Annotated in this window: 18 protein-coding genes and 1 other RNA gene; 10 read left to right on the top strand and 9 right to left on the bottom strand. The window is 46.4% G+C overall.

Annotated features, from left to right (window positions below; all coding sequences use genetic code 11):
- The first annotated feature begins 3 nt into the window (after positions 1–3).
- Positions 4–1,518 (top strand): SusD/RagB family nutrient-binding outer membrane lipoprotein, encoded by a 1,515-nt coding sequence (locus OL444_RS30080; protein ID WP_264727126.1) that lies wholly within the window; start codon positions 4–6, stop codon positions 1,516–1,518.
- 128 nt (positions 1,519–1,646) lie between these two features.
- Here the strand turns inward: OL444_RS30080 and OL444_RS30075 are convergent, their stop codons facing one another.
- The gene (locus OL444_RS30075) at positions 1,647–1,925 is read right to left on the bottom strand and encodes a hypothetical protein (protein WP_264727128.1); all 279 of its coding nucleotides are present in this window, start codon (positions 1,923–1,925) and stop codon (positions 1,647–1,649) included.
- A gap of 279 nt (positions 1,926–2,204) precedes the next feature.
- Between OL444_RS30075 and OL444_RS30070 the strand changes: the two genes are divergently transcribed.
- The 3 genes from OL444_RS30070 to OL444_RS30060 all read left to right on the top strand — a co-directional run bounded on the left by OL444_RS30070 (position 2,205) and on the right by OL444_RS30060 (position 5,451).
- A complete protein-coding gene (locus OL444_RS30070; RefSeq protein ID WP_264727130.1) occupies positions 2,205–3,626 on the top strand; it encodes a tetratricopeptide repeat protein in 1,422 nt (473 codons plus the stop codon).
- 180 nt (positions 3,627–3,806) lie between these two features.
- Positions 3,807–4,571: a phosphosulfolactate synthase gene (locus OL444_RS30065; RefSeq protein ID WP_264727132.1), complete on the top strand. Its 765-nt coding sequence runs from the start codon at positions 3,807–3,809 to the stop codon at positions 4,569–4,571.
- Between the two features lie 148 nt (positions 4,572–4,719).
- Entirely contained in the window at positions 4,720–5,451 is a 732-nt protein-coding gene (locus OL444_RS30060; RefSeq protein WP_264727134.1) for a shikimate dehydrogenase family protein, read from the top strand.
- A 92-nt stretch (positions 5,452–5,543) separates the two neighbouring features.
- On the opposite strand, the gene OL444_RS30055 is transcribed toward OL444_RS30060, so the two are convergent.
- A complete protein-coding gene (locus OL444_RS30055) occupies positions 5,544–6,341 on the bottom strand; it encodes a class I SAM-dependent methyltransferase (protein ID WP_264727136.1) in 798 nt (265 codons plus the stop codon).
- A 146-nt stretch (positions 6,342–6,487) separates the two neighbouring features.
- Between OL444_RS30055 and truB the strand changes: the two genes are divergently transcribed.
- The gene (gene truB, locus OL444_RS30050; protein WP_264727137.1) at positions 6,488–7,183 is read left to right on the top strand and encodes a tRNA pseudouridine(55) synthase TruB; all 696 of its coding nucleotides are present in this window, start codon (positions 6,488–6,490) and stop codon (positions 7,181–7,183) included.
- Here truB and tamL read toward each other — a convergent pair.
- Positions 7,164–9,599: a translocation and assembly module lipoprotein TamL gene (gene tamL, locus OL444_RS30045; RefSeq protein WP_264727139.1), complete on the bottom strand. Its 2,436-nt coding sequence runs from the start codon at positions 9,597–9,599 to the stop codon at positions 7,164–7,166. The two genes, truB and tamL, sit on opposite strands and share 20 nt — an antisense overlap.
- A 100-nt stretch (positions 9,600–9,699) precedes the next feature.
- On the opposite strand from tamL, the gene OL444_RS30040 reads away from it, so the two are divergent.
- The 3 genes from OL444_RS30040 to OL444_RS30030 are packed head-to-tail and all read left to right on the top strand — an operon-like array spanning position 9,700 to position 13,762.
- Positions 9,700–10,440: a TrmH family RNA methyltransferase gene (locus OL444_RS30040; RefSeq protein WP_264727141.1), complete on the top strand. Its 741-nt coding sequence runs from the start codon at positions 9,700–9,702 to the stop codon at positions 10,438–10,440.
- Positions 10,441–10,446: 6 nt separating this feature from the next.
- Positions 10,447–11,475: a hypothetical protein gene (locus tag OL444_RS30035; protein ID WP_264727143.1), complete on the top strand. Its 1,029-nt coding sequence runs from the start codon at positions 10,447–10,449 to the stop codon at positions 11,473–11,475.
- Complete coding sequence (locus OL444_RS30030) at positions 11,441–13,762, top strand: hypothetical protein (protein WP_264727144.1); 2,322 nt, start codon at positions 11,441–11,443, stop codon at positions 13,760–13,762. The genes OL444_RS30035 and OL444_RS30030 overlap by 35 nt, the downstream gene beginning before the upstream one ends.
- Before the next feature lie 4 nt (positions 13,763–13,766).
- Here OL444_RS30030 and OL444_RS30025 read toward each other — a convergent pair whose 3' ends face one another.
- Positions 13,767–15,002 carry an FtsX-like permease family protein gene (locus OL444_RS30025; protein ID WP_264727146.1) on the bottom strand — a complete coding sequence of 412 codons (1,236 nt, stop codon included), beginning with the start codon at positions 15,000–15,002 and terminating at the stop codon, positions 13,767–13,769.
- Between the two features lie 163 nt (positions 15,003–15,165).
- Between OL444_RS30025 and OL444_RS30020 the strand changes: the two genes are divergently transcribed.
- A complete protein-coding gene (locus OL444_RS30020; RefSeq protein WP_264727148.1) occupies positions 15,166–16,458 on the top strand; it encodes a type IX secretion system plug protein in 1,293 nt (430 codons plus the stop codon).
- Between the two features lie 68 nt (positions 16,459–16,526).
- On the opposite strand, the gene OL444_RS30015 is transcribed toward OL444_RS30020, so the two are convergent.
- The 5 genes from OL444_RS30015 to ffs form a co-directional block, all read right to left on the bottom strand.
- Positions 16,527–17,840 (bottom strand): NAD(P)/FAD-dependent oxidoreductase, encoded by a 1,314-nt coding sequence (locus OL444_RS30015; RefSeq protein WP_264727149.1) that lies wholly within the window; start codon positions 17,838–17,840, stop codon positions 16,527–16,529.
- Positions 17,841–18,088: 248 nt separating this feature from the next.
- The gene (locus OL444_RS30010) at positions 18,089–18,799 is read right to left on the bottom strand and encodes an MIP/aquaporin family protein (RefSeq protein ID WP_264727151.1); all 711 of its coding nucleotides are present in this window, start codon (positions 18,797–18,799) and stop codon (positions 18,089–18,091) included.
- A 33-nt stretch (positions 18,800–18,832) separates the two neighbouring features.
- A complete protein-coding gene (glpK, locus tag OL444_RS30005; RefSeq protein WP_264727153.1) occupies positions 18,833–20,326 on the bottom strand; it encodes a glycerol kinase GlpK in 1,494 nt (497 codons plus the stop codon).
- A 176-nt stretch (positions 20,327–20,502) separates the two neighbouring features.
- A complete protein-coding gene (fsa, locus tag OL444_RS30000; RefSeq protein ID WP_264727154.1) occupies positions 20,503–21,153 on the bottom strand; it encodes a fructose-6-phosphate aldolase in 651 nt (216 codons plus the stop codon).
- Between the two features lie 132 nt (positions 21,154–21,285).
- An RNA gene (ffs, locus tag OL444_RS29995) (signal recognition particle sRNA small type) lies at positions 21,286–21,385 on the bottom strand.
- Positions 21,386–21,557: 172 nt separating this feature from the next.
- Here ffs and OL444_RS29990 point away from each other — a divergent pair.
- Positions 21,558–22,022, top strand: coding sequence for a DUF5684 domain-containing protein (locus tag OL444_RS29990; protein WP_264727156.1), 465 nt, complete (start codon positions 21,558–21,560; stop codon positions 22,020–22,022).
- Positions 22,023–22,030 lie beyond the last annotated feature (8 nt).

The raw sequence follows: 22,030 nt of genomic DNA, 5'->3' as shown, positions 1-22,030 counted from the left end.
TTCATGAAAAAGATATATCTGTTTTTATTGCTTACAGCTGCGGGATGTTCCAAGTTTGATGAAATCAATACCAATCCCGACAAGCCGGTTACAGTAACGTCGCCCATGCTGGCTACCCGGTTGATCCTGGATATCACCCGCGGTGACCTGGGACAAACCAAGTCATTCATGCAGCACGCGTTGCTGGGGAAATATATATCCTGGTCGGAAAATCAGGAAGCGAATCAATACAATAAATTCGGGCGCATCAGTTATAGCAACCTGTTGGTATTGAATAATGTGGAAAAGATGATCAGCTTTGCGCCGGATGAAAAATCCCGCAACACCTATAAAGCGTTGGGGAATTTCATCAGCGCCTGGAAGTTTTATCACCTGACCATGCAGGTAGGAGATATCCCTTACAAGGATGCATTGAAGGGTGAAGCGGGTGTTATTCAGCCGGCATATAATACGCAGAAAGAAGTATTGCTGGGCATCCTGGCATCGCTGGATGAAGCAGACCAACTGTTTGCCAACGGCAGTGATTTCAGTGGCGATCCGGTGTACAACGGCAAAGTGGCCAAATGGCGTAAAATGGTTAACAGTTTTGAGCTGCGGGTATTGTTAAGTCTGTATAAAAAAACGGGTGATGCGGACCTGCAGGTGATGAAACGTTTCCAGCAGATTGTGAATAACCGGCCGTTATTTTCCGGAAATGAGGATAATTTCCAGTTGACTTACTCTGATGTAGCCGGACAGAAATATCCTTTTTACAAGGAGAATAACCAGTTTATTATTTACAACATGGTCAGCGATGTGCTGATCAACAGGCTGAAAGCCTTGCAGGATCGTCGTTTATTCTACTATGCTGCGCCTGATCCGATACTGGTAAAAGGCGGTGCTGCTGCCAACACTTATGCCGCCTATAAAGGCGTGGATCCGGCAGCTACCGGCGACCAGGTAGGAGCGGTGGCTTCCTCTAAAGATTATTCGCCGCTGAATGCCCGTTATACGGAGCTGCCGGCAGGGGAACCGGTGTACCTGATGGGATATGCCCAGTTACAGTTTATCCTGGCCGAAGCAGCTATGAGAGGGTGGATCAACAGCAGTGCGGAACAATACTATAACAATGGTATCACCGCAGGTATGAAGTTTACGGCTGATTTTACACCGGATAATGCAGCGTATCATCATGGTATGCCTATAACAGATACGTATATACGGGATTATATTGCCAGTGCGGCGGTGAAGTTTGCGGCTACGCCCCGGGAGCAGCTGGAGCAGATTATTACCCAGGAGTATCTGACTACTTTTATGCAGGCGCCGTACAATGCGTATTTTGAATATCGCCGTACCGGGTACCCGGCTTTCCCGATCAATCCGGCCTCTAACCAGAATATACCGGCAGATAAGATGCCTGTGCGCTGGTTATATCCGCAGCGGGAGCTGGATTACAACGGAGATAATGTTACCAGAGCGACCACGGCGCAGTATGGTACAGATCACAGCAATGGGGTGATGTGGATATTAAAGGATTAATACAAGGCCGGAGCAACAGGAGAATACCTGTTGCTCCGGTTTGGGTATAAACAGGCATAAAAAAAGACCGGTTAAAAAGTCATACAACTTTTTAACCGGCCTGTATAGTACTTGAAGAAACGTCGGAGTTAGCCTTTCTTAAGCGGCAGAATAACCTGCAGTTTTTGAAAGTTCATATTTCCCGGTTGTTGTGGCACCTGTACAGAGTAGGGTACTACGTAGGTGACATTGCCCTGGGTGTAGGTCATTACCGTACGGAAATTGATTACGTTGGTATTGACATACTTATTATTATTAAATCTAAAATCCGAAGATAAAGTACCGCTACGGTAACCCGCGTCCAGGCTCAGCTTGGTCTTGGGCATGGCAGTATTCAACACAAATGTGGTGTTGTCTGCTTTTTTCACTTTGTCTTTATTATTATCGGATGGCAAAAAACTATTATTCGCCTGCGCATTGAGAGCAAAAAACGCTAAAGCGCCCGCTAACAAGCAAGACAATGAAAATGTGCGTAATATGTATGGTTTCGCTTTCATTGTGACTCAAATGTACAAACATTCGGATATATCTTATAACATATCCTTAACGTAAAGGTACAATTAAATCACAAGAAAATGTTAAAAATTTTATAAAGGGTTATTATACCGGTATTTTGGCGGTTAGATAAAAGTCTTATATTTACACTGATGAATAAGGACTTTTCATTTTTAAACGAAGATTTTGATGATCTGAGAGACTTGTTGCAGCAGTTTGAAAACCTCCGGGCAGGTAAGTCTCATTCTTTTTTGGACGAAGATTCATTTGAGCAGATCATAGACTATTATGACGAGCATGACGAAATGCCGATCGCATTGCAGGCCGCAGAAATAGCCATCGAACAATTCCCTTACTCCTCCACCTTACTCCTCAAAAAGGCCAACTTACTCATCGAAACCAAAAAATACAAGGAAGCCCTTAACTTACTGGAAAAAGCAGCAGTGCTGGACCGGAATGATATAAATCTTTATATTTTACAGACCGATGTTTACCTGGCGCTCAATCAGCACCAGAAAGCGGCTGCCGTGCTGGAAGAACAGATCGGACAGTTTTCCGGCGAAGACAGGACCGACCTGTTGCTGGAACTGGCAGATGTGTACGATGATTGGGAGGAGTTTGAAAAAGTGTTTGATTGCCTGAAAATGGCCCTGGAATATGATCCCAACAATGAGGAAGCGTTACATAAAATCTGCTTCTGGACAGAGTTTACCGGCCGCAATGAAGAAAGTATCCGGTTACATAACTATATTATAGATGAGCATCCTTTTAATCACCTGGCCTGGTTTAACCTGGGCACGGCTTATCAGGGGCTTAAATTATATGAAAAAGCCATCGATGCTTACCAATACGCGGTAGCCATTGATGAAAAGTTCGATTACGCCTATCGTAATATGGGCGATGCCTTTATCCGCCTGCGTAAATACGCAGATGCCATAGAGGTATTGCAGAAACATCTGGAAATAGCCAAACCCGAAGATGTGATTTATGAAGCCATCGGACATTGTTACGAAAGACAACGTAAATTTACCCAGGCCCGCTATTACTATCGGAAGGCTTCCCACCTTAGCCCCAACGATGATAAACTATACTATAAAATAGCGGTGGCCTACATGATGGAAGCCAATTGGGATAATGCCGCCAAATCACTGCTGAGCGCCCTTAAAATCAATAAACAGAGCGCAGAATACAATATGAGCCTGGGAGAATGTTACCTGGAGCTCGGCAGAAACAAAGAAGCCCTGGTACATTTCATGAACGCCGTACGTACACGCCCCAAGAGCGCCACTGCCTGGCAGGAGCTGCTAAAAGGCCTGTATGTGTCCGGTTTCCTGGAAGAAGCCCTGGTACAATTGTCAATTGCAGAGGAAAAAGCAGGCAGGAAACCCGTATTTATCTATTACCGCGCAGCTATCTTAATAGCTATGGGAAAGACCAAGGAAGGCATGTTACAGCTGGAAACAGCCCTGCAACAGGCGCCTAAAGTCGTGAAAAAACTGGTAGAGCTGGACCCGGCCATCCTGCAGCATGTGAGTGTGGTAGACCTGATTGCGCAATATCGTCGCAAACGTTAACCAGTGTTATTTACTTTAATAAAATAAAGTATACTTCTTATTTTTGCGCCGGCTTTTAATTGTCATGAACAAAAGTCAATAGTATTTCCGGTTACTAAAATTGCTACTAAGCTATCCCAATGTGCCTAGCTAAACTTAGTATGTGTTTTACTGACCAATAAGAAGATAAAAATATTTCAAATGAATTTTAATCTGACACAGATTCCGGAAAGGACACAGAAGCCCCGTACACATGGATTGACTATGGTAATGGATAAGGGGTTGAGTTTGGAAGAAGCAAAGAACTTTTTATCGGTTGCAGGACCTCATATCGATATCCTGAAACTGGGATTTGGTACGGCTTTCGTCACGCCCAACCTGCGTGCTAAAATAGAGCTTTATCAGGCAGCAGGCATCCCGGTTTATTTTGGGGGTACTTTGTTTGAAGCCTTTCTGATCCGTAACCAGTTTGACGAGTACGTGAAAGTGGTAAAAGATTATGGTATTAGCTATATGGAAGTATCCGATGGTTCTATTACCATCCCGCACGCCGAGAAATGCGGATATATCGAGAAATTAGCAAAAATTGGTCTGGTATTGAGTGAAGTAGGGTCGAAGGATGCAGAACATATTATTCCTCCCTATAAGTGGATTGAGCTGATGAGCGCAGAACTGGCTGCCGGCGCCACTTACGTAATTGCAGAAGCCCGTGAAAGCGGCAACGTAGGTATCTATCGCGGTAGCGGTGAAGTACGCGAAGGACTGGTGCAGGAAATCCTGACACAGATCCCTGCAGAAAAAATTATCTGGGAAGCACCACAGAAAGCACAGCAACTGTACTTCCTGGAACTGGTAGGCTGCAATGCCAACCTGGGTAACCTGGCCCCCAATGAAGTCATCTCCCTGGAAGCTATGCGTATAGGCCTGAGAGGAGATACCTTCCACCTTTTCCTTGACAGAGAATAATTTTTTTGGAATTAGGCTTTAGGAAAGTAAGAATGATGCATCTTACAGCAGATATAGGAGAAGATAAACAGCTGATCTTCGCACGTATCTACGGTAAGATGTATCATGCTTTGCTCCTGACTCGTAATTAAAATCAAATTATTGATTCATGAAAATTTACGGACTTATAGGTTATCCGCTGAGTCACTCTTTTTCCAAGGGTTTCTTTGCAAAAAAATTTGAAGCAGAAAATATAACCGATTGCCTGTACGACAACTTTCCCATACCCGCTATCACAGAATTCCCAACCTTACTGCATCAGCAGCCTCACTTAAACGGATTAAACGTAACCATCCCTTATAAAGAAGTCATCATCCCTTATCTGGATGGGTTAAACGACGCCGCTGCCCGCATTGGTGCCGTGAATTGTATCCGCTTTGAAGGAGGAAAAAAAATAGGGTATAATACAGATGTCATCGGATTCAGTAATTCTATCCGGCCTTTAATACTTCCGCATCATACCCACGCCCTGGTGCTGGGTACCGGTGGCGCTGCCAAAGCAGTAATGTATGCCCTGCAGGAAATGAACATTGCCTATACGCTGGTTAGCCGGCAGGCCACTGCGGAAGCGATTGCCTACGATGCACTGGATCAGGCAGTCATAGAAAAGCACACCGTTATTATCAACACCACACCACTGGGGATGTATCCGCAGGTAGATGCTGCGCCGGATATCCCTTACCAGTACCTGACTTCCCGGCATTTGCTCTATGATCTGGTGTATAATCCGGCTGTTACGCTGTTCCTGCAGCGCGGTGTGGCGCAGGGAGCTATCACTAAAAACGGGCATGATATGCTGATCCTGCAGGCGGAAGCTTCGTGGGAGATCTGGAACGGTTAAGTCATTACCACATTCCCGGAAATAAAAACATCTTCCGGAATACAGCACTATTACTGTTTTCCGGAAGATGTATATCTTATATCTCCGTTATCTTATTCTGGTTTGACCATATAATACACGCAGGTGGTGACGAAATTCCTGATAAAAGGAATCGCGGCAACCGGCTTCCACTGTACGCGGGGCTTCACACCAAACTTGTATTGATAGATAGGATTGATCAGATAAAACCGGCGCTGTGTAATCTTATAGTGCTGGCGTTTCACAATCCGCTCAAAGCGTTCGATGGAAATACCGGTAGACTTTACTTCTGTAAGATCCTGGATCACATCCGCCTTTTCGCCGAACAACCGCAGTACGCCCCGGTATAAAGGCATCGGTAGCAGGTGGACGTATGGCATCATACTGAGCAGCTTATTCTGACAGATCTGCTGATGGCCGCCATGCGGCATATACCACGGTGGAAAACCGAAGTATACCTGTCCGCGCGGACTGAGCAGCTGTTTCAGGTGGCCAATGATTTTTTCCTGGTCAGGAATATGTTCAATGGCATCTTTCAGTATGATCACATCAAAAGCGTTGCGGAACGCTCCCAGAAAATCAACGTCATAAATATTCTGGGCAATCAGCTTTAATTGCCCGCCTGCTGTATATTTCTCCAGAAAGCTTTTGGCCAGTTCAATACGGGTGGGAGCCAGATCCACACCCACACAGTTACAGCCTTTCTCCAGCAGAGGTGCCAATACACCGCCTTCCCCGCAACCGACTTCCATCACCCGAAGCCCTTCCAGATGCGGAAACTCCAGTTGTATGAACGGCAGTACATAATTGCGTGAGTTGTCTACCTGCTGCTGGTAGCGTAACGTTGCGTCTTTATGGTGTTCTAACGACATGGTTTTAAAATTGCGTGAATTTAGTAAAAAGCTGGTAGCTTTCAGCACCGTTCTAATAACAGTTTAAAATAAATTCATCTGTTATTCATTCATTGTTAGCCGCTAAATGCTGGCCTTCCTCCGCTAAAACAGCCTATCTTTGCAGCATGCAAACTGAAGAAAAAAATAATTATCAGGAAGGAGCTGTGATACTGATCAACAAGCCTTTAACATGGACTTCCTTCGACGTCGTGCGTAAAATAAGGAATACCACCAAAGCCAAGATTGGACATGCCGGTACCCTCGATCCGCTGGCGACCGGATTGCTGATTTGCTGCACCGGTAAAATGACAAAAAAAATAAATGAATACCAGGCCCAAGAGAAAGAGTACACCGGTACTTTTACTTTAGGCGCTACCACGCCTACCTTCGATAAAGAATCTGAGCCGGAAAATTTCAAAGATATCAGTCAGCTCGATGAAGCCACACTGCTGGCGGCTACACAGCCTTTCCTCGGTGAAATCATGCAGCTGCCGCCGATACATTCTGCCATCAAACAAAAAGGTAAGCCTATTTATCTGCTGGCAAGAAAAGGAGTAGATGTAAAAGTAGAACCCCGGAAAATTACCATCAGCGAATTTGAAATCACAAAAATAGCCTTGCCGGAAGTACATTTCCGCGTGGTATGCAGTACCGGTACCTATATCCGTTCCCTGGCGAATGATTATGGCGCTAACCTGGGCTGCGGTGCTTATTTAAGCAGTTTGTGCAGAACCCGGATCGGTCAGTTCAAACTGTCTGATGCCACGGAAATGGAGGACTTTATTGCTGCCAACACGGTTCCTAAAACGGATAACCAATAGCCACGTTCCAGGTAATGTTTTGCTTGCGCCATTCCCGGTCGCCCAGGTTCCACTGACTGATATACCAGCCGTTTTTATCACCGGTGAAATAAGGTACTTTCAGTGGAATCCCCCAGTCGAGGCGGATCAGGAAGAAGGAGAAATCCAGTCTTAAGCCGGCGCCGGTGCCTACGGCCAGGTCGCGATATAAATTACTGAACTGAAATTCAGAACCAGGTCTGTCCGGATCTTTCTTGATCATCCAGATATTTCCCATATCCAGGAAGGTAGCGCCTTTGAGGTTGATGGTACCGCCAAACATCCGTAACAGGTCGAAGCGGTATTCCACGTTGCCTTCCAGTTTCATATCACCGGTCTGGTCAGGAAAGATCTGTGCATTGGCAGATGAATCCTTGTATACACCCGGTCCCAGGGTACGTAGCCGCCAGGCGCGGATACTGTTGGGACCCCCTGCAGTAAACTGTCTTACATAAGGTAACACCTGTGAAAAACTGTACGGGATACCCACACCGGCATACAACCGGGTCGCAATACTACTATGCGGGCCTATCTTCCAGAAGTGCCGGTAATCGGCTTCTATCTTCACAAAATTGGAAATATTCACTTTGGTAAGCGTTTCCAGGTTTGTTTTCTTATTGGAAACGGCATTCAGTAAACTGTTGATCCCGTTGAGATATAGCCCCGACTCTTCTATGTTAATCCGGAAATAGGTATAATGACGTTGGTGAAGCAGATCGTTGTTGCTGAATATATAGGACACACTTTCTCCGCCAATAAATGCCGGCTCAAAGCTGCGCCGGAGGTAGGGATTAGGCTCCACGGTAGAATCTTCAAATGTTGGGTCCAGGGTCACGCCTACATAGTTCAACGTAACCGGGCGTACAATCCAGCGTTTATAGGCCGACTCATTCCAATCGTACCCATAGGACACATTGATGCTGTTGATATTAAACTTATCTACCCGCGAAAGATAGTTGGCGCCCATCGATAAGCGGGTTTTTACATTGGAACGGTTGGATTGCCGGATATTAAATGGCAATGCAAACCGCGGCCAGGTAAGACTTACTTCTCCGCCAAACTGTTTGGACTGCAGCTCCCATCCGCCCGGGCTGGGATTACGGATCAGTTCCAATCCGGTATTGAGCGTCATGCCCAGCTGGGTAGCTGTTTTATTGAGATTGATGTGCCGGTAGTTGAGGCTGATGCCACTACCCAGCAGATAGTCAGAGCTGTTGCTCACCTCCAGGTTTGTTCCCAGTTCCTGCCTGCGGCGGGGCGTGAGAAACACATAAGCATCCAATGTATTGGCCGTATCTTTCCGCTCCTTGTATTGCAGGGTTACGAATTGCCAGATACCAATATCATAGAGTTTATTGACGGTATTATTGTATCCCTGCAGGGAGTAGGTTTCTCCGGGTCTCAGCAGAATGGATTTGGATAATATCTTGGGCCGCAGAATCTCCTGACGGGAGCGGATGGTAATGAACTTCCGGGTATCCTGTTTAAAAGTACTGTCATTGGGGCTGGTGTTCAGCGGATAATCCGGATAGGCGTATATTTTGCCGATATGATACAGCTGCCAGACAGTAGAGTCTTCCGGATTTTTGATTTTCACCTCTACATCCATGGTAGGTTTTTCCCGGCCTTTGTTTTCATTGAAGATATTGACAAAGCCTTCAAAAGGATTGAGGGTATTGCGGAACAAAGCTTTATTGAGCGTATCTACACTGTATTCTATCGCATCGCGGTTAAATTTATAGTAACCGGCATCTTTGATAATACGGGTGAGTCTTTCCCTTTCACTGGATAAGGTGGCCGACTTATAGGCCATCCCTTTTTTGATCAGGGATAATCTTTCGTTGGCTTTTACCAATGCCAGCAAAGCCGTGTCGGGAACTGTATAGGTAATTTTATCTATCACGAAATTCCTGCCGGTATTCACCAGATAGGTGGCGCTGGTTTTGCGGTGTTTGGTTTCTGTGCTGTACGATACCGTGGCATAAAAGAATCCCTGGTTACGCAGGTAGCTGGTCATCCGGTCTACCGACTCTTTTGATTTGAGGGTATCGTAAATAACCGGTTCTTCCAGGTTTCTTTTGGAGAGAACGACATTCCAGAACCAGTTGGATTTTTTTTCATTATACTTCTGGTTATAGAGCCATACTTTAATACGGGTATTCAGTAATTTTTTATTGGGCTGTTGCGTCATCAGCGACTTGGAAGACAAGGCACTGCGGAGATCCTGTTTTTCTGAATTGAGGATATCTCCTTTAACATCTACTTTGCTGCTGGTATATAAACGCTGATTGTCTTGCAGGTACCTGGTATTGGAGCAGGCGCCCAATGTGAGCAGAACAGCCAGTAGCAGTAAGTATTTTAGCAGTAAGGTTGTTGCATTATGCGGCGGCTGCGTCACGGGTAAAAACGTTATTGATATTTTAAAAAGCTAATGCCGGAAAAACCGGTGGCCAAGCCTCTTCTTGGCTAGTTAAAAGAAAACTTGTAGGTTTGGCCCCATGTTGTCAAAGGCGCAAATTAAATATATTCAATCATTACAGCACAAAAAAAACCGTCAAAAATCCAGCCAGTATATAGCCGAAGGCGATAAGATCGTACAGGAGCTGCTACAGGCGGGGATGCCGGTGAAAGCAGTATATGCTACTGCAGATTGGCTGGAACAACATCACACCCTGTTGGCAAAATTGCCTGCAGTAACCGTAACAACGGTAGACACAGCAATCCTGAAACAATTATCTTCCCTGACTACGCCCAACAGGGCCATGGCATTGCTGGATATGCCGGCGTCCACTGATCCGTTGCCGGCTCCCGGTACGGTAGTGATGGCGTTGGAAGGTATCCAGGATCCGGGAAACATGGGTACGCTCATTCGTATCGCCGACTGGTTTGGTATTCCGCAGATCATCTGTTCTCCGGATTGTGTGGATGTATATAATCCCAAAACCATTCAGGCTACCATGGGCAGCCTGATCAGGGTACGTATAGCCGAATACGATATAAAAACATTATTACAGCAAACTTCCCTGCCTTCCTATGCAGCTACCCTGCATGGCAAAGATATTACCGGGTACGCCGTTATCAGGGAAGGTATTATTCTCATTGGCAATGAAGGCAGAGGCCTTACCGAAGAAGTGATGGCACTGGCGACCCACCGTATTACCATTCCCCGTATCGGAGGCGCCGAATCCCTGAATGCTGCGGTGGCCGCCGGTATCATTTGCGGCCGTCTGCTTATTTAACCGATCATGCGCTTCCGGATATACCTGAGTTATTTGTTGTTGTTATGTATGGCCTGTCATTCGCCCGTACAGCGGAAAGTTACGCCCGCATTTTATTTCTGGAAACAAACCTGGACCGGCAATACCACCGAAAAACAATATGTGGCGCAGCTGCCTGCAAAACGCCTCTACATTAAAATGTTTGATGTAGAGCTGGATGATGCTACCCAAACACCTGCACCTGTAGCCACTTTCCGTCAGGCCGCGCCATTGTCCGATAGTGTGGATATTATTCCGGTCGTATTTCTCATGAATAACATCTGGGAAAAAGCCGATACCACCCTCGCCGGAAATGTGGGTAAGCTGTTGCAGCAACTATGTGAGCAGATTCCTGCTGCCCGGATACCCGAAATACAGCTGGACTGCGATTGGACAAAAAACAGCCGGACCGCTTATTTCGATTTTCTGACCAGGATCCGGCAACATCCTTTTTTCCGGAACCGGTCCTTATCTGTCACCATCCGGATGCACCAGGTGAAATTTCTGACAGCGAGCGGTACGCCGCCTGCCGACAAAGGTTTGTTGATGTGTTACAATATGGGCGACCTGCGTAAATACGGCGACCACAATTCCATACTGGATGAAACCACGATGGCGGCCTACATCGGTAAAGACCGGGTTGCCCGTTATCCGTTGCCGCTGGATCTGGCCTTGCCGCTGTTCGAATGGAGTGTATTGTTCCGCAAAGGGCAATATGCCGGCATCCTGAGAAACATCAGCACACAGGAACTCCGCAATACCCGCCTGTTCGACCATAGCGGACAGCTGTTGTATACGGTAAAACAGGATACGCTGTTAAATGGCTATGCGTTACGGCAGGGAGAAGTGGTGCGTCGCGAAACCACCAGCCATGAGGCCCTGAAAGCCGCTGCCCGCCTGGTAGCGCAACAACGCCAGACCTATGATCCCGTTGTTATTTTTTTCCATCTTGATTCAGTCACACTTCATAATTACCCTTTGGATGAACTACAAAAAATTTATCGTCTTTTTAATTAGTTGTGGTGTCATGTTGCTGGGCAACGTATTGTACACCTTGTCATGTGGGCCGGAACCTGATCCTTATGATTATTACATCTCTTTCTTCAATCCCTACACCAAGGGGCAGGGATACGAGCCATTTTATTATTCGTCTTTATCAACTTTCTATGATGAGACGGGACCATCGGAAGCCGTAGCCAATGTGATAGACTGGCAGCGTTATACCGGCAGCAAAGTAACGGGGCCGGATATACAGGAATATATTTATACCTACCCGGTGGCGCAGATGGCAACTATTGCGGCGGGTACCTCCACACTACCGGACAGCGTACAGCGTAATACCTTCGTACAATACCTGCTGCAGGAGAAAAACAGGGAAGCTGCCCGCTACCTGTTGTTTGCCAAAACCTGCGAACCCATGGCAGTGGTGGAAGACAGATGGAGTGCGCCTAACCGCAATGAAAAGCTGATGCTGGCCCTGTATAAAGAAGGGGAGGAACTGTATCAGCAAACCAAAAATAAAGATATCCGTGACCGTTATGCCTATCAGCTGATCCGGCTGCAGCATTACAGCCAACAATACAAAGCCGCCATTACCGATTTTGATAAATGGTTCGACCGGAAAGGAGGAAATTCACTGATCTACTATAAATCTCTGTCGCTGAAAGCCGGTGCGTTATTGCACATGGAAGACTCGGTACAAAGCGCTTATCTGTTTTCCCGTGTATTTGACAAGGCGCCTTCCCTGCGTATCAGCACTTTTATTAGTCTGAGATGGACGGCTGCACAACCGGAAGCGGTATATGCTTTATGTAAAGATGATAAGGAGAAAGCCAGTGTAGCCGCTGTTTACGGGTTTAATAAAAATGAAACCGACCTGGAACTACTGAAAAAGGTATATGCCTTTGATCCGGGTTCTCCCGCATTGAGTGTTTTATTGGGGAGAGAAATCAGCAAGCTCGAAAACGGATATCTCAGCCCGCAGCTGAGCCGTAAACTGGTACCGGGCGATATCGTGAGTTTATCTGAATACGATCGGCAGGAGATAGCCGAAATGGAATCCGGATTACGTCGGTTACAGGTATGGATAGATGGTGTAGTTGATAAAGGAAAGCTGAAAGATCCTGAACTGTGGCGTATTTCATCTGCCTATTTAGCTTATATGCAACAGGATTATACGACGGCTGCCAATAAATTACAACAGATCAAAGTAAAAGATCCTGCGCTGAAAGATCACTGGGAAATTGTGAACCTGCTGGTAAATATCAACCAGCAAAAAACAATGGACAGTACGTTTGAATCGCGGTTGCTGTCGTCCTTCCAATGGCTGGATACAAAAATCCATGTCAGAAAGGCCGACGAATGGTATCATTCCGATAAAGATTATTTCTTCAATAAAACCTACCGCAACCTGTTGTTTGCGATCCTGGCGCCACGTTACCACCAGGAAGGCAAGTTCGTGAAAGAAGCGTTGATACGTAGCCGTTGTGAAGCCTTGGAGATGAATGATTATTTTATAGGCGGACAAAGTGGTACAGACCTGATCTCGAATGATATGAAACCGGCAGCATTGCTACAGTTACATAGTTTCCTGCAGCAACCTGGCAAGTCTCCGTTTGATACTTATCTCGCAGATGCTTTCCCCAAAAAACTCAGCCTGGAAAAAGTAATCGGTACCAGCTATATGCGGATACATGATTTTAAACATGCGCAGGAATGGCTGAAAAAAGTACCGGCTGCCAGGCAGGAGGTGTCTTATCAGGTATTCCGGGATCAGCTGCAGGACTTTGGAAATGATGAAGCCGTACAGGGATATACGAGAAAGATAACGCAGCTGCAGTTTTGCGAGCGGATGGTAGCGCTGGAAGAGAAAATGAAAATAGTGCCGGTGCCGGCTAAAGTATATTATGATTATGCCACGGCGCTGTTCAATATTTCTTACTATGGTAAAACGTGGTCTTTCCTGAAAGATTACCGTCCTTCCTCAGATTGGTACGATCCTGCTGACAATAAAGATACTTTTAGAAAACAATATTTCGGCTGTTATTCGGCAGAAAGTTATTACCTGAAAGCCGCGCAGGCCACTACGGATAGAGAGCTGAAAGCCCGGTGTATCTTTATGGCTGCCCGCTGTTCCCAGAAACATATTCCGGTAACCGGAGATGACCAGAAAGATTTTGCTGCCTGGCTGCACAACCGTTATTTCCCGTTGCTGAATAAAAGCTACAGCGATACCCGCTTCTTTCAGCAGGAATATAACCAGTGCAGTTACCTGCGGGATTATGTAAAAAGTGCTGTTAAGTAGTTGACTATTTAAACTGGATCGCTTTTACAGGAGTGATCCGGCGAATAATCAGCGAAGGGATCAGCAGTATCAGCAGGCAAATTATAAAAGTGCCCACATTAATCAGCAGTATCTCTGCCCAATCCAGGGATACTGCTGCTACTGACATATAATAGGATTCTTCCGGCAGTTTGAACAGCCCTGTGCTTTGTTGCAGGAAAGCTAATCCGATACCCACACAGTCGCCAATCAATACGCCCAGTAAAACGATGTAACCCGCCTGGAAAACAAAGATCTGTTGTATATTCCAGTTCCGCATACCCAGCGCTTTGGCGATGCCAATCATATTGGTGCGTTCCAGGATAAGGATGAGAATGGCCGTAATCATATTGATGATAGCCACAATGATCATGATAATAATAATGATTACTTCGTTCTGGTTCTGTAGTTGCAGCCAGTCGAATATGTTGGGATAAATATCGCGTATGGTACGGGTAAACAGATGAGGAGGTAAGAGCTGCTGATCAATATACCGGCTCATGGTATCCATCTGGTGATAATCCTTCAGCATGATTTCATAACCACCCACCTGGTCAGATTCCCAGTCATTCAGCTTGCGTATCAGGTTAAGATCGCCGATGACATAGGTTTTATCATATTCTTCGATACCCGTTTTATAAATGCCGCTGATGGTGAGTTTGCGGGCACGGGGTGGCAGTCCGTTGCCCTGAATAAAATATACAATGACTTTATCATTTACTTTTACCTGCAGTTCCCGGGCCATCACGGTAGAGAGCATGATTTCCGGCGCATAGCTGCTATCGTTGAAATGAAGCAGTTTACCGGATTGCAGGAAACGTTGCAGTTGCGGCCAGTCGTAGCTTTGATCTACCCCTTTGAAGATAATCCCATCCATTTCCTTGTCCGACTTGATGATAGCCGATTTTGTGGCGTAGTTACTGAGCTTTTTGACGCCGGGTACCAGCCGGATACTGTCGGCCAGGGTACGGCTGTTGGTAAAGGGTATTTCTTCGGTTAACGGGCCGGCATTGGGTTGATACTGGTTAATATGCAGATGTCCCCAGAAGCTGAATATTTTTTCCTGGATGACCTGCTGGAAGCCATTTACCAGTCCTGTTGCCAGTATCATTACTGTTACGCTCACAGCAGTTGCCGCTACCGCAATATTGATAATGAATTTTGAAAAGGTAGACGCTTTATTGAAAGCTATCCTTCTGGCAATAAAAAATGATAAACGCATGGCTCAAACCTAGGGAAAAAAGTGGAAAGCAGAAAACGAACGGGCAGGAATCCGGTTGTAATGCCGGTAATATCCCTGATCATTTCGTTAGCTTTGTACAGAAGCGGCATTACTTTGTGTTTTCTGCTTTTAGTTGTAAATTCAAGATCATCAAATAACCCGTATGCGTACAGCAGCATTTATTTTTGTATTGGGCCTGGTCCAATGCCTGTTTCATGGGGCTGCAAATGCCCAGGCAAATGTTATTACACCGGATCATGTATACCATAGTAATATCAGAACGGTAAAATTCAGCCAGGCGGGTGATTTGCTTACAATGCCCATGTATACCGTTGGCTCAGATGAAAAGCTGGAGCTGTCTTTTGATGATATGGATAATGATGTGAAAAACTATTATTATTCCTTTGTATTGTGTAATGCCGACTGGACACCGGCGCAGGTAAATCCTTTTGATTACATGCGTGGATTTTCTGAAACCAGGATACTGAACTACCGTTTGTCGAGTGTATCGTTGCAACGGTATACGCATTACAGTGTGCAGTTGCCGGGTACCAACAGCTATCCGGTGAAGTCGGGCAACTATATGCTGAAAGTATTCCTGGATAGCGATACCTCCCAGCTGGCATTTACCCGCCGGATGTATGTGGTGGAGAATAAGGCAGGCATTACCGGATTTATTAAACAGCCTATTTCGCCCAAACTATTCCGCACTTCCCAGAAAATAAATTTTGAGGTCAATATGGGTTCGCTCAATATCCAGAATCCATTTGATCAGGTGAAAGTGGTGATCCTGCAGAACTATCGCTGGGATAATGCCATTACCAACCTGAAACCACAGTTTATTAACGGCAATGTGATTAAGTATAATGCAGAACAGAATTGTATTATGCCGGGTGGAAAAGAATTCCGGTGGATAGACCTGCGGAGCTTCCGGTTACAGACGGAGCGGGTACGGAACACAGAATATCATAACAATAGTACAGATGTATATGCCGTGCCGGATGTAGAGCGGGCCGATAAAGTATATCAGTTCATCAAGGATGTCAATGGTAAATTTTATCAGGCTACCTTGGAGAATTACAATCCCAACTTTGAAGGAGATTATGCCGCTGTGCATTTTTCTTTCCTGTCGCCGGAACCTTACGCCGGATATGATATGTATCTGCTGGGAGAATTGACCAATTACGAATTTAATGACAACAGTAAACTAACGTATAATCCAGCCAGCAGAGCCTACGAAGGTACCCTGCAACTGAAACAGGGATATTACAACTACATCTATGGCCTGATAGATAAAACCATTCCTGATGGTAAGTTCAGTACAGAATTGACAGAAGGAGATTCCTGGGAAACGGAAAATAACTATACCATTTTATTGTATTTCCGGCCATTGGGCGGAAGGGCTGATGAACTGGTATCCAGTATCACACTGAATTCTATTCTTGACAGAAAGTAAGTAAGGCAACTACTATAAAAAAACGCATACCTGTTGATCAGGTATGCGTTTTTTTATAGTAGTTTTTTTTAGACGCCTACCGTTTGCCGTAGCTTCACAATATTGGCCGCACCGCGTTTAATGATAATACGGGTACCTCTTTCGTAGGTGAAGTAACGGTAAAACCAGTTGATGAATACCACCAGTTTATTCCTGAATCCGAGAAGACTCATCAGGTGTACAATCATCCACACGATCCAGGCGAAGTAACCACTGAAACGCATATTGGAAAATTCTGCTACCGCCCTGTTACGGCCAATGGTGGCCATGCTGCCGAGGTCTTTGTAGTAGAAGGCTTTCATGGGTTTTTGTTCCATGAACAGGCGCAGGTTCTGGGCTACATTTTTTCCCTGTTGTATGGCTACCTGTGCTACCATCGGATAACCTTTCGGGAACCGCTGATCGTTGGTCATCTGGGCAATATCGCCGATGGCAAATATGTTGGTATAACCTTTTACCTGGTTAAATTCATTGACGAGAATACGTCCGTTGGGGAGTCGTACCTCTTCCGGTATGCCCTTCACGGGTACGCCTTTTACGCCGGCAGACCATAACAGTGACTGGGAGTGAATTACTTCTCCGGTACTAAGCGTTACGACTTGTCCATCATATTCTTTTACACCGGTGTTGCACATTACCCGTACGCCAAGGGCCTGCAGGTCGTGTTGTGTCTGGTGGGAGGTTTTTTCTGAGAAGGAAGCCAGCAGCCGGGGACCGGATTCAATCAGGTATACATTCATCAGGTCCTGTGGCAGGTCCGGATAGTCTTTCGGCATGATGTATTTGCGTAGTTCTGCAAAAGCGCCGGCCAGTTCCACACCGGTAGGGCCGCCACCTACCATGACAAAGTTGAGTTTAGGTTTGATCAGTTCCGGATCGGAGAGGAGCAGACTTTCTTCAAATTGTTTCACCACATAGTTTCTGATCTGCACAGCTTCAATGAGTGATTTCATGCCAATGGCATTATCTTCTATGCCTTTGTTGCCGAAGAAGTTGGTATTGCTGCCGGTAGCAAAGACGAGATAATCGTAGCGTACTTCCCCAACGCCCGTTTCCAGGATATTTTCGGTGGAGCGGATGCCGGTTACTTCGGCCATGCGGAAGACGATATTTTTCTGTTTTCGGAAGATGCCGCGCAGCGGAAAGGCGATACTGTCGGGTTCCAGGCCGGCAGTAGATACCTGGTATAGCAGCGGCTGAAAGAGGTGATAATTATTTCTGTCCAGTAGAACTACCTGAACGGGTGCATGTTTGAGCTGTTTGGCAAGGTTTACGCCGCCAAATCCACCGCCTACAATGACTACGCGGGGGAGCGTGGTTTCCGGGATGTTGGGCTGAGTCATAATTCGTCTTTTTATGTTGTACCTCAATTTGCATTGATCTGACAATCTTTTATCTCAACAGATAATACGCTTTGCTATGCGGCAAACGCTGTACCAATGCTAAAGATTCTCAAAATTACGAAACTTTCAGAAAAAAATGAAAGTTTTGATTTTTCTGACGGAGAAACAACAAAAAAATAACCCTGCCGGTCTGCTCATCTGTAGGAGGAGTGGGCCGGCAGGGCTTATAGAGATAGTGGAAAAAAACGTTACTGCAAACAGTATTTAAATATAAAAGCGGCAGCGGCAGCGCCACATAAAGGTCCCAGAATGGGCACCCAGGCATATCCCCAGTCACTATCGCGTTTATCTTTGATCGGCAACAGGAAGTGCGTCAGCCGTGGACCCAGGTCTCTGGCCGGATTGATGGCATAACCTGTAGGGCCGCCCAATGATAATCCGATGGCCAGTACTACAAAGGCTACGGGCAAAGCATCCAATGAACCCAGGCCGGTAGCTGGTTTGCTGATAAATAAAACAGCGATCACAAATACGAGGGTGGCCACAAATTCTGTGAGGAAATTATACCCCTTATTGCGCACAGCGGGAATCGTACAGAAAACGCCCAGTTTGGTGTTGCCATCACTGGTTTCATCGAACTGTTGTTTGTAACAAAGCCATACGAGGAAAGCCCCCAGCATGGCGCCCAGCAGCTGTGCCGCTACATAGGCAGGTACTTCCTGCCACGGGAAATCGCCTTTCAGCGCCAGTGCAAAAGTAACGGCAGGATTCAGGTGTGCCCCGCTGTACTGTGCGGCGCAATAAACCCCAATGAATACCGCCATGGCCCAACCCATGGTGATGACCATCCAGCCACCTCCGTTGCCCTTGGACTTATTGAGGATCACATTGGCCACTACACCGTCTCCCAGGGCGATGATAAAAGCTGTTCCGATTATTTCGGCTAAAAAAGGTGACATAAGCAGTAGATATATAAATACACGTGGAAAAAATTATGCTTCGGTCCAGGCCTGTGCTGCTTTGATAGCCCGTTTCCAGTCGCCGCACAGCCGCTGCCGGGTGGCTTCTTCCATACCGGGGTCAAAGGAGGCGTCTATCTTCCATTGCTGGGCAATGGTGTCGATGCTGTCCCAGAATCCTACTGCCAGTCCGGCGAGGTAGGCAGCTCCCAACGCGGTGGTTTCTGTAATCACCGGGCGGATGACCTGCGCCTGCAGAATATCGGCCTGAAACTGCATCAGCAGGTTGTTTTTGGTAGCACCGCCATCTACGCGCAATTCACGGATAGGCATACCGGCATCCGCTTCCAGGGCTTTGAGTACGTCCATCGTCTGAAAAGCGATGCTGTCGAGGGCTGCACGGGCAATATGTGCTGCACTGGAGCCCCGGGTGAGGCCTACCATGGTGCCGCGGGCATGCTGGTTCCAGTAAGGCGCTCCCAGGCCGGCAAAAGCGGGTACCAGGTATACGCCATCGCTGTCGGGTACCGTCGCTGCCAGCTTTTCTACATCGGCAGAATGCCGGATAATACCAAGGCCGTCGCGGAGCCATTGTACCACGGCGCCGCCGATAAAGATGCTGCCTTCCAGGGCATAGCTGGTTTTACCATTGATCTGCCAGGCTACGGTGGTGAGCAGGTTGTTTTTGGATGGAACTGGTTTGTCGCCGGTATTCAATACCATAAAACAACCAGTGCCATAGGTATTTTTGATCATCCCGGGTTCCGTACACAGCTGCCCGAAGAGCGCTGCCTGCTGATCGCCGGCAATACCGGCAATGGGTATACGATAAGGCGTCAGAATCGCTTCTGAATAGCCATATACTTCACTGGAAGGTTTTACTGCCGGCAGGAGGGAAGCGGGTATGTCGAAAAGAGATAACAGGTCGTTATCCCATTGCATGTCGTGTATATTAAACAACAAAGTGCGGGAGGCATTACTCACATCGGTAATATGGAGTTGTCCGTTGGAAAAATTCCAGGCCAGCCAGCTGTCAACGGTGCCAAAAGCGAGTTCGCCGTTATTGGCTTTTTCGCGGGCGCCGGGTACATTGTCCAGCATCCATTTTATTTTGGTAGCAGAGAAGTAGGCGTCGATGCGCAGGCCGGTCTTGTCTCTGATGAGTTGTTCTTTGCCGGCTTTGATCAGTTCATCGCAGTAGGCGGCGGTGCGGCGGTCCTGCCATACAATGGCATGGTGGATCGGTTTCCCGGTTTTCCGGTCCCATACGATGGTGGTTTCCCGCTGATTGGTAATACCGATGGCGGCGATGTCCTGGCCGGTAAGCCGGGCTTTCAGGATCACTTCTGCGGCCACACTGGCTTGTGATGTCCATATTTCCATGGCATCGTGTTCTACCCATCCCGGTTTGGGAAATATCTGTTTGAATTCTTTTTGTGCTACCGCTTTAATACTACCCTGATGGTCAAAGATAATAGCACGGGAACTGGTGGTGCCCTGATCTAACGAAAGGATATATTTGTCCATAGGGTCCGTTTTAATTGTTTGAAATGACGTGGATATGATGACTGAATTTAAATAATTATAACAATATAACACAATCAGCTGCTGTATGTTACCGGATAGCAGGGGGATATATAAAAAAATTCCCCGGCGCAATAGCTACACCGGGGAAACACCATCTAAAAAAAATAATTTACGGATTACATCTTTTTTGCATCCTCCAGGAATTTGGCGAGGCCAATATCTGTCAAAGGATGTTTCAGTAAACCGAGAATAGAATCTAACGGGCAGGTACATACGTCAGCACCTACTTCCGCGCATTTAACAATGTGGAGTGCACTACGGATAGATGCAGCGAGGATTTCAGTTTTAAAACCCTGTATGCTGTAGATCTGTGAGATCTGAGCAATCAGTTCCACACCATCCCAGTTGCTGTCATCAATACGACCAATGAAAGGAGATACGTAAGCGGCGCCTGCTTTGGCAGCCAGGATAGCCTGACCGGCAGAGAATACCAGCGTACAGTTGGTTCTGATACCATTTTCCGTAAACCATTTGATGGCTTTTACACCGTCTTTGATCATCGGAACTTTCACCACGATGTTCGGGTGAATGGCAGCCAACTTCTTACCTTCTTCAATAATGGATTTAAAATCGGTAGACAATACTTCCGCACTTACATCACCATCTACTATTTCACAGATAGCTTCGTAATGCTTTAAAATAGCTTCTTCTCCTTTAATACCTTCTTTCGCCATCAGGGACGGATTGGTAGTCACCCCATCCAAAACCCCTAAATCGTGAGCTTCCTGTATTTGCGCCAGATTAGCTGTATCGATAAAGAATTTCATACTATGAATAAATTAGTTTGTCAGGAAATAATCGTCATTGCTGGAGTAACTGTCATTAGTGAAAGAGATGGAGAAAATAGCAACCAGGTACGATACTATTGACAAGTAACTAATGACCTTCTATAAAAGAAAAAAAGGCAAGTTACTTATATCGCACCGCTACAACCACCTACCCTTGCTACATTCCTGTCCTGGGGGAGTTCAGTAGGAGCTGGTCGTATAAGACTTGCCGGTTGCAAAGGTAATCCAATACGTTGAATATCCAAATATTATGAAGAGAATTTTTTAAAAATTTTTTCAAAAGGCTGCCGGCGCCTTCTTTTTGAGGGTTTAAAATGTGTAAACTATATATAGGGAAGAACTGTTATTCAGGATACATGTGATTCATCTAAACATACACTGCCATGGATACAACCTTCACAGACAACCCTGCCATTTACTCCATCCTGCTGGTGCCTTTTATCTGTTTTGCCCTGCTTTGCAGCATCTTTAGCCTGATCTGCTGGTGGAAGATTTTTCAGAAGGCAGGCTACCGGGGCTGGGAAAGCATTATCCCTATCTACGGGGCCCTTATCTTGCTGCGTATTATAGGGAAGCCTTGGTGGTGGCTGCTGCTGTACCTGATACCCGGTGTGAATATCATTTTCGGGATATGGACGTTGAATCTGCTCAGCCTTAGCTTTGGGCAGGGAACAGGTTTCACCCTGGGGCTGGTATTCCTGGGTTTTATCTTTGCCGCCATCCTGGCTTTCGACCGCAATATTATTTACAAGGGGCCGGCCGGTGATCCCAACCGCCAGCTACAGGATGATATCTCTGCCCTGGGACGGAATTTTCCCGGACAATCGCCTTTTAAGCGGGAAGAATAAAAAGGAAA

It is taken from the genome of Chitinophaga nivalis (assembly GCF_025989125.1).
GTDB classification, from domain to species: Bacteria; Bacteroidota; Bacteroidia; order Chitinophagales; family Chitinophagaceae; genus Chitinophaga; species Chitinophaga nivalis.
This window is presented reverse-complemented; position numbering and strand designations above follow the sequence as displayed.

Coding starts and splice junctions, on each gene's coding strand:
- OL444_RS30080 (WP_264727126.1), top strand. CDS start 4: ATGAAAAAGATATATCTGTTTTTATTGCTTACAGCTGCGGGATGTTCC.
- OL444_RS30070 (WP_264727130.1), top strand. CDS start 2,205: ATGAATAAGGACTTTTCATTTTTAAACGAAGATTTTGATGATCTGAGA.
- OL444_RS30065 (WP_264727132.1), top strand. CDS start 3,807: ATGAATTTTAATCTGACACAGATTCCGGAAAGGACACAGAAGCCCCGT.
- OL444_RS30060 (WP_264727134.1), top strand. CDS start 4,720: ATGAAAATTTACGGACTTATAGGTTATCCGCTGAGTCACTCTTTTTCC.
- OL444_RS30055 (WP_264727136.1), bottom strand. CDS start 6,341: ATGTCGTTAGAACACCATAAAGACGCAACGTTACGCTACCAGCAGCAG.
- truB (WP_264727137.1), top strand. CDS start 6,488: ATGCAAACTGAAGAAAAAAATAATTATCAGGAAGGAGCTGTGATACTG.
- OL444_RS30040 (WP_264727141.1), top strand. CDS start 9,700: ATGTTGTCAAAGGCGCAAATTAAATATATTCAATCATTACAGCACAAA.
- OL444_RS30035 (WP_264727143.1), top strand. CDS start 10,447: ATGCGCTTCCGGATATACCTGAGTTATTTGTTGTTGTTATGTATGGCC.
- OL444_RS30030 (WP_264727144.1), top strand. CDS start 11,441: ATGAACTACAAAAAATTTATCGTCTTTTTAATTAGTTGTGGTGTCATG.
- OL444_RS30025 (WP_264727146.1), bottom strand. CDS start 15,002: ATGCGTTTATCATTTTTTATTGCCAGAAGGATAGCTTTCAATAAAGCG.
- OL444_RS30020 (WP_264727148.1), top strand. CDS start 15,166: ATGCGTACAGCAGCATTTATTTTTGTATTGGGCCTGGTCCAATGCCTG.
- OL444_RS30015 (WP_264727149.1), bottom strand. CDS start 17,840: ATGACTCAGCCCAACATCCCGGAAACCACGCTCCCCCGCGTAGTCATT.
- OL444_RS30010 (WP_264727151.1), bottom strand. CDS start 18,799: ATGTCACCTTTTTTAGCCGAAATAATCGGAACAGCTTTTATCATCGCC.
- glpK (WP_264727153.1), bottom strand. CDS start 20,326: ATGGACAAATATATCCTTTCGTTAGATCAGGGCACCACCAGTTCCCGT.
- fsa (WP_264727154.1), bottom strand. CDS start 21,153: ATGAAATTCTTTATCGATACAGCTAATCTGGCGCAAATACAGGAAGCT.
- OL444_RS29990 (WP_264727156.1), top strand. CDS start 21,558: ATGGATACAACCTTCACAGACAACCCTGCCATTTACTCCATCCTGCTG.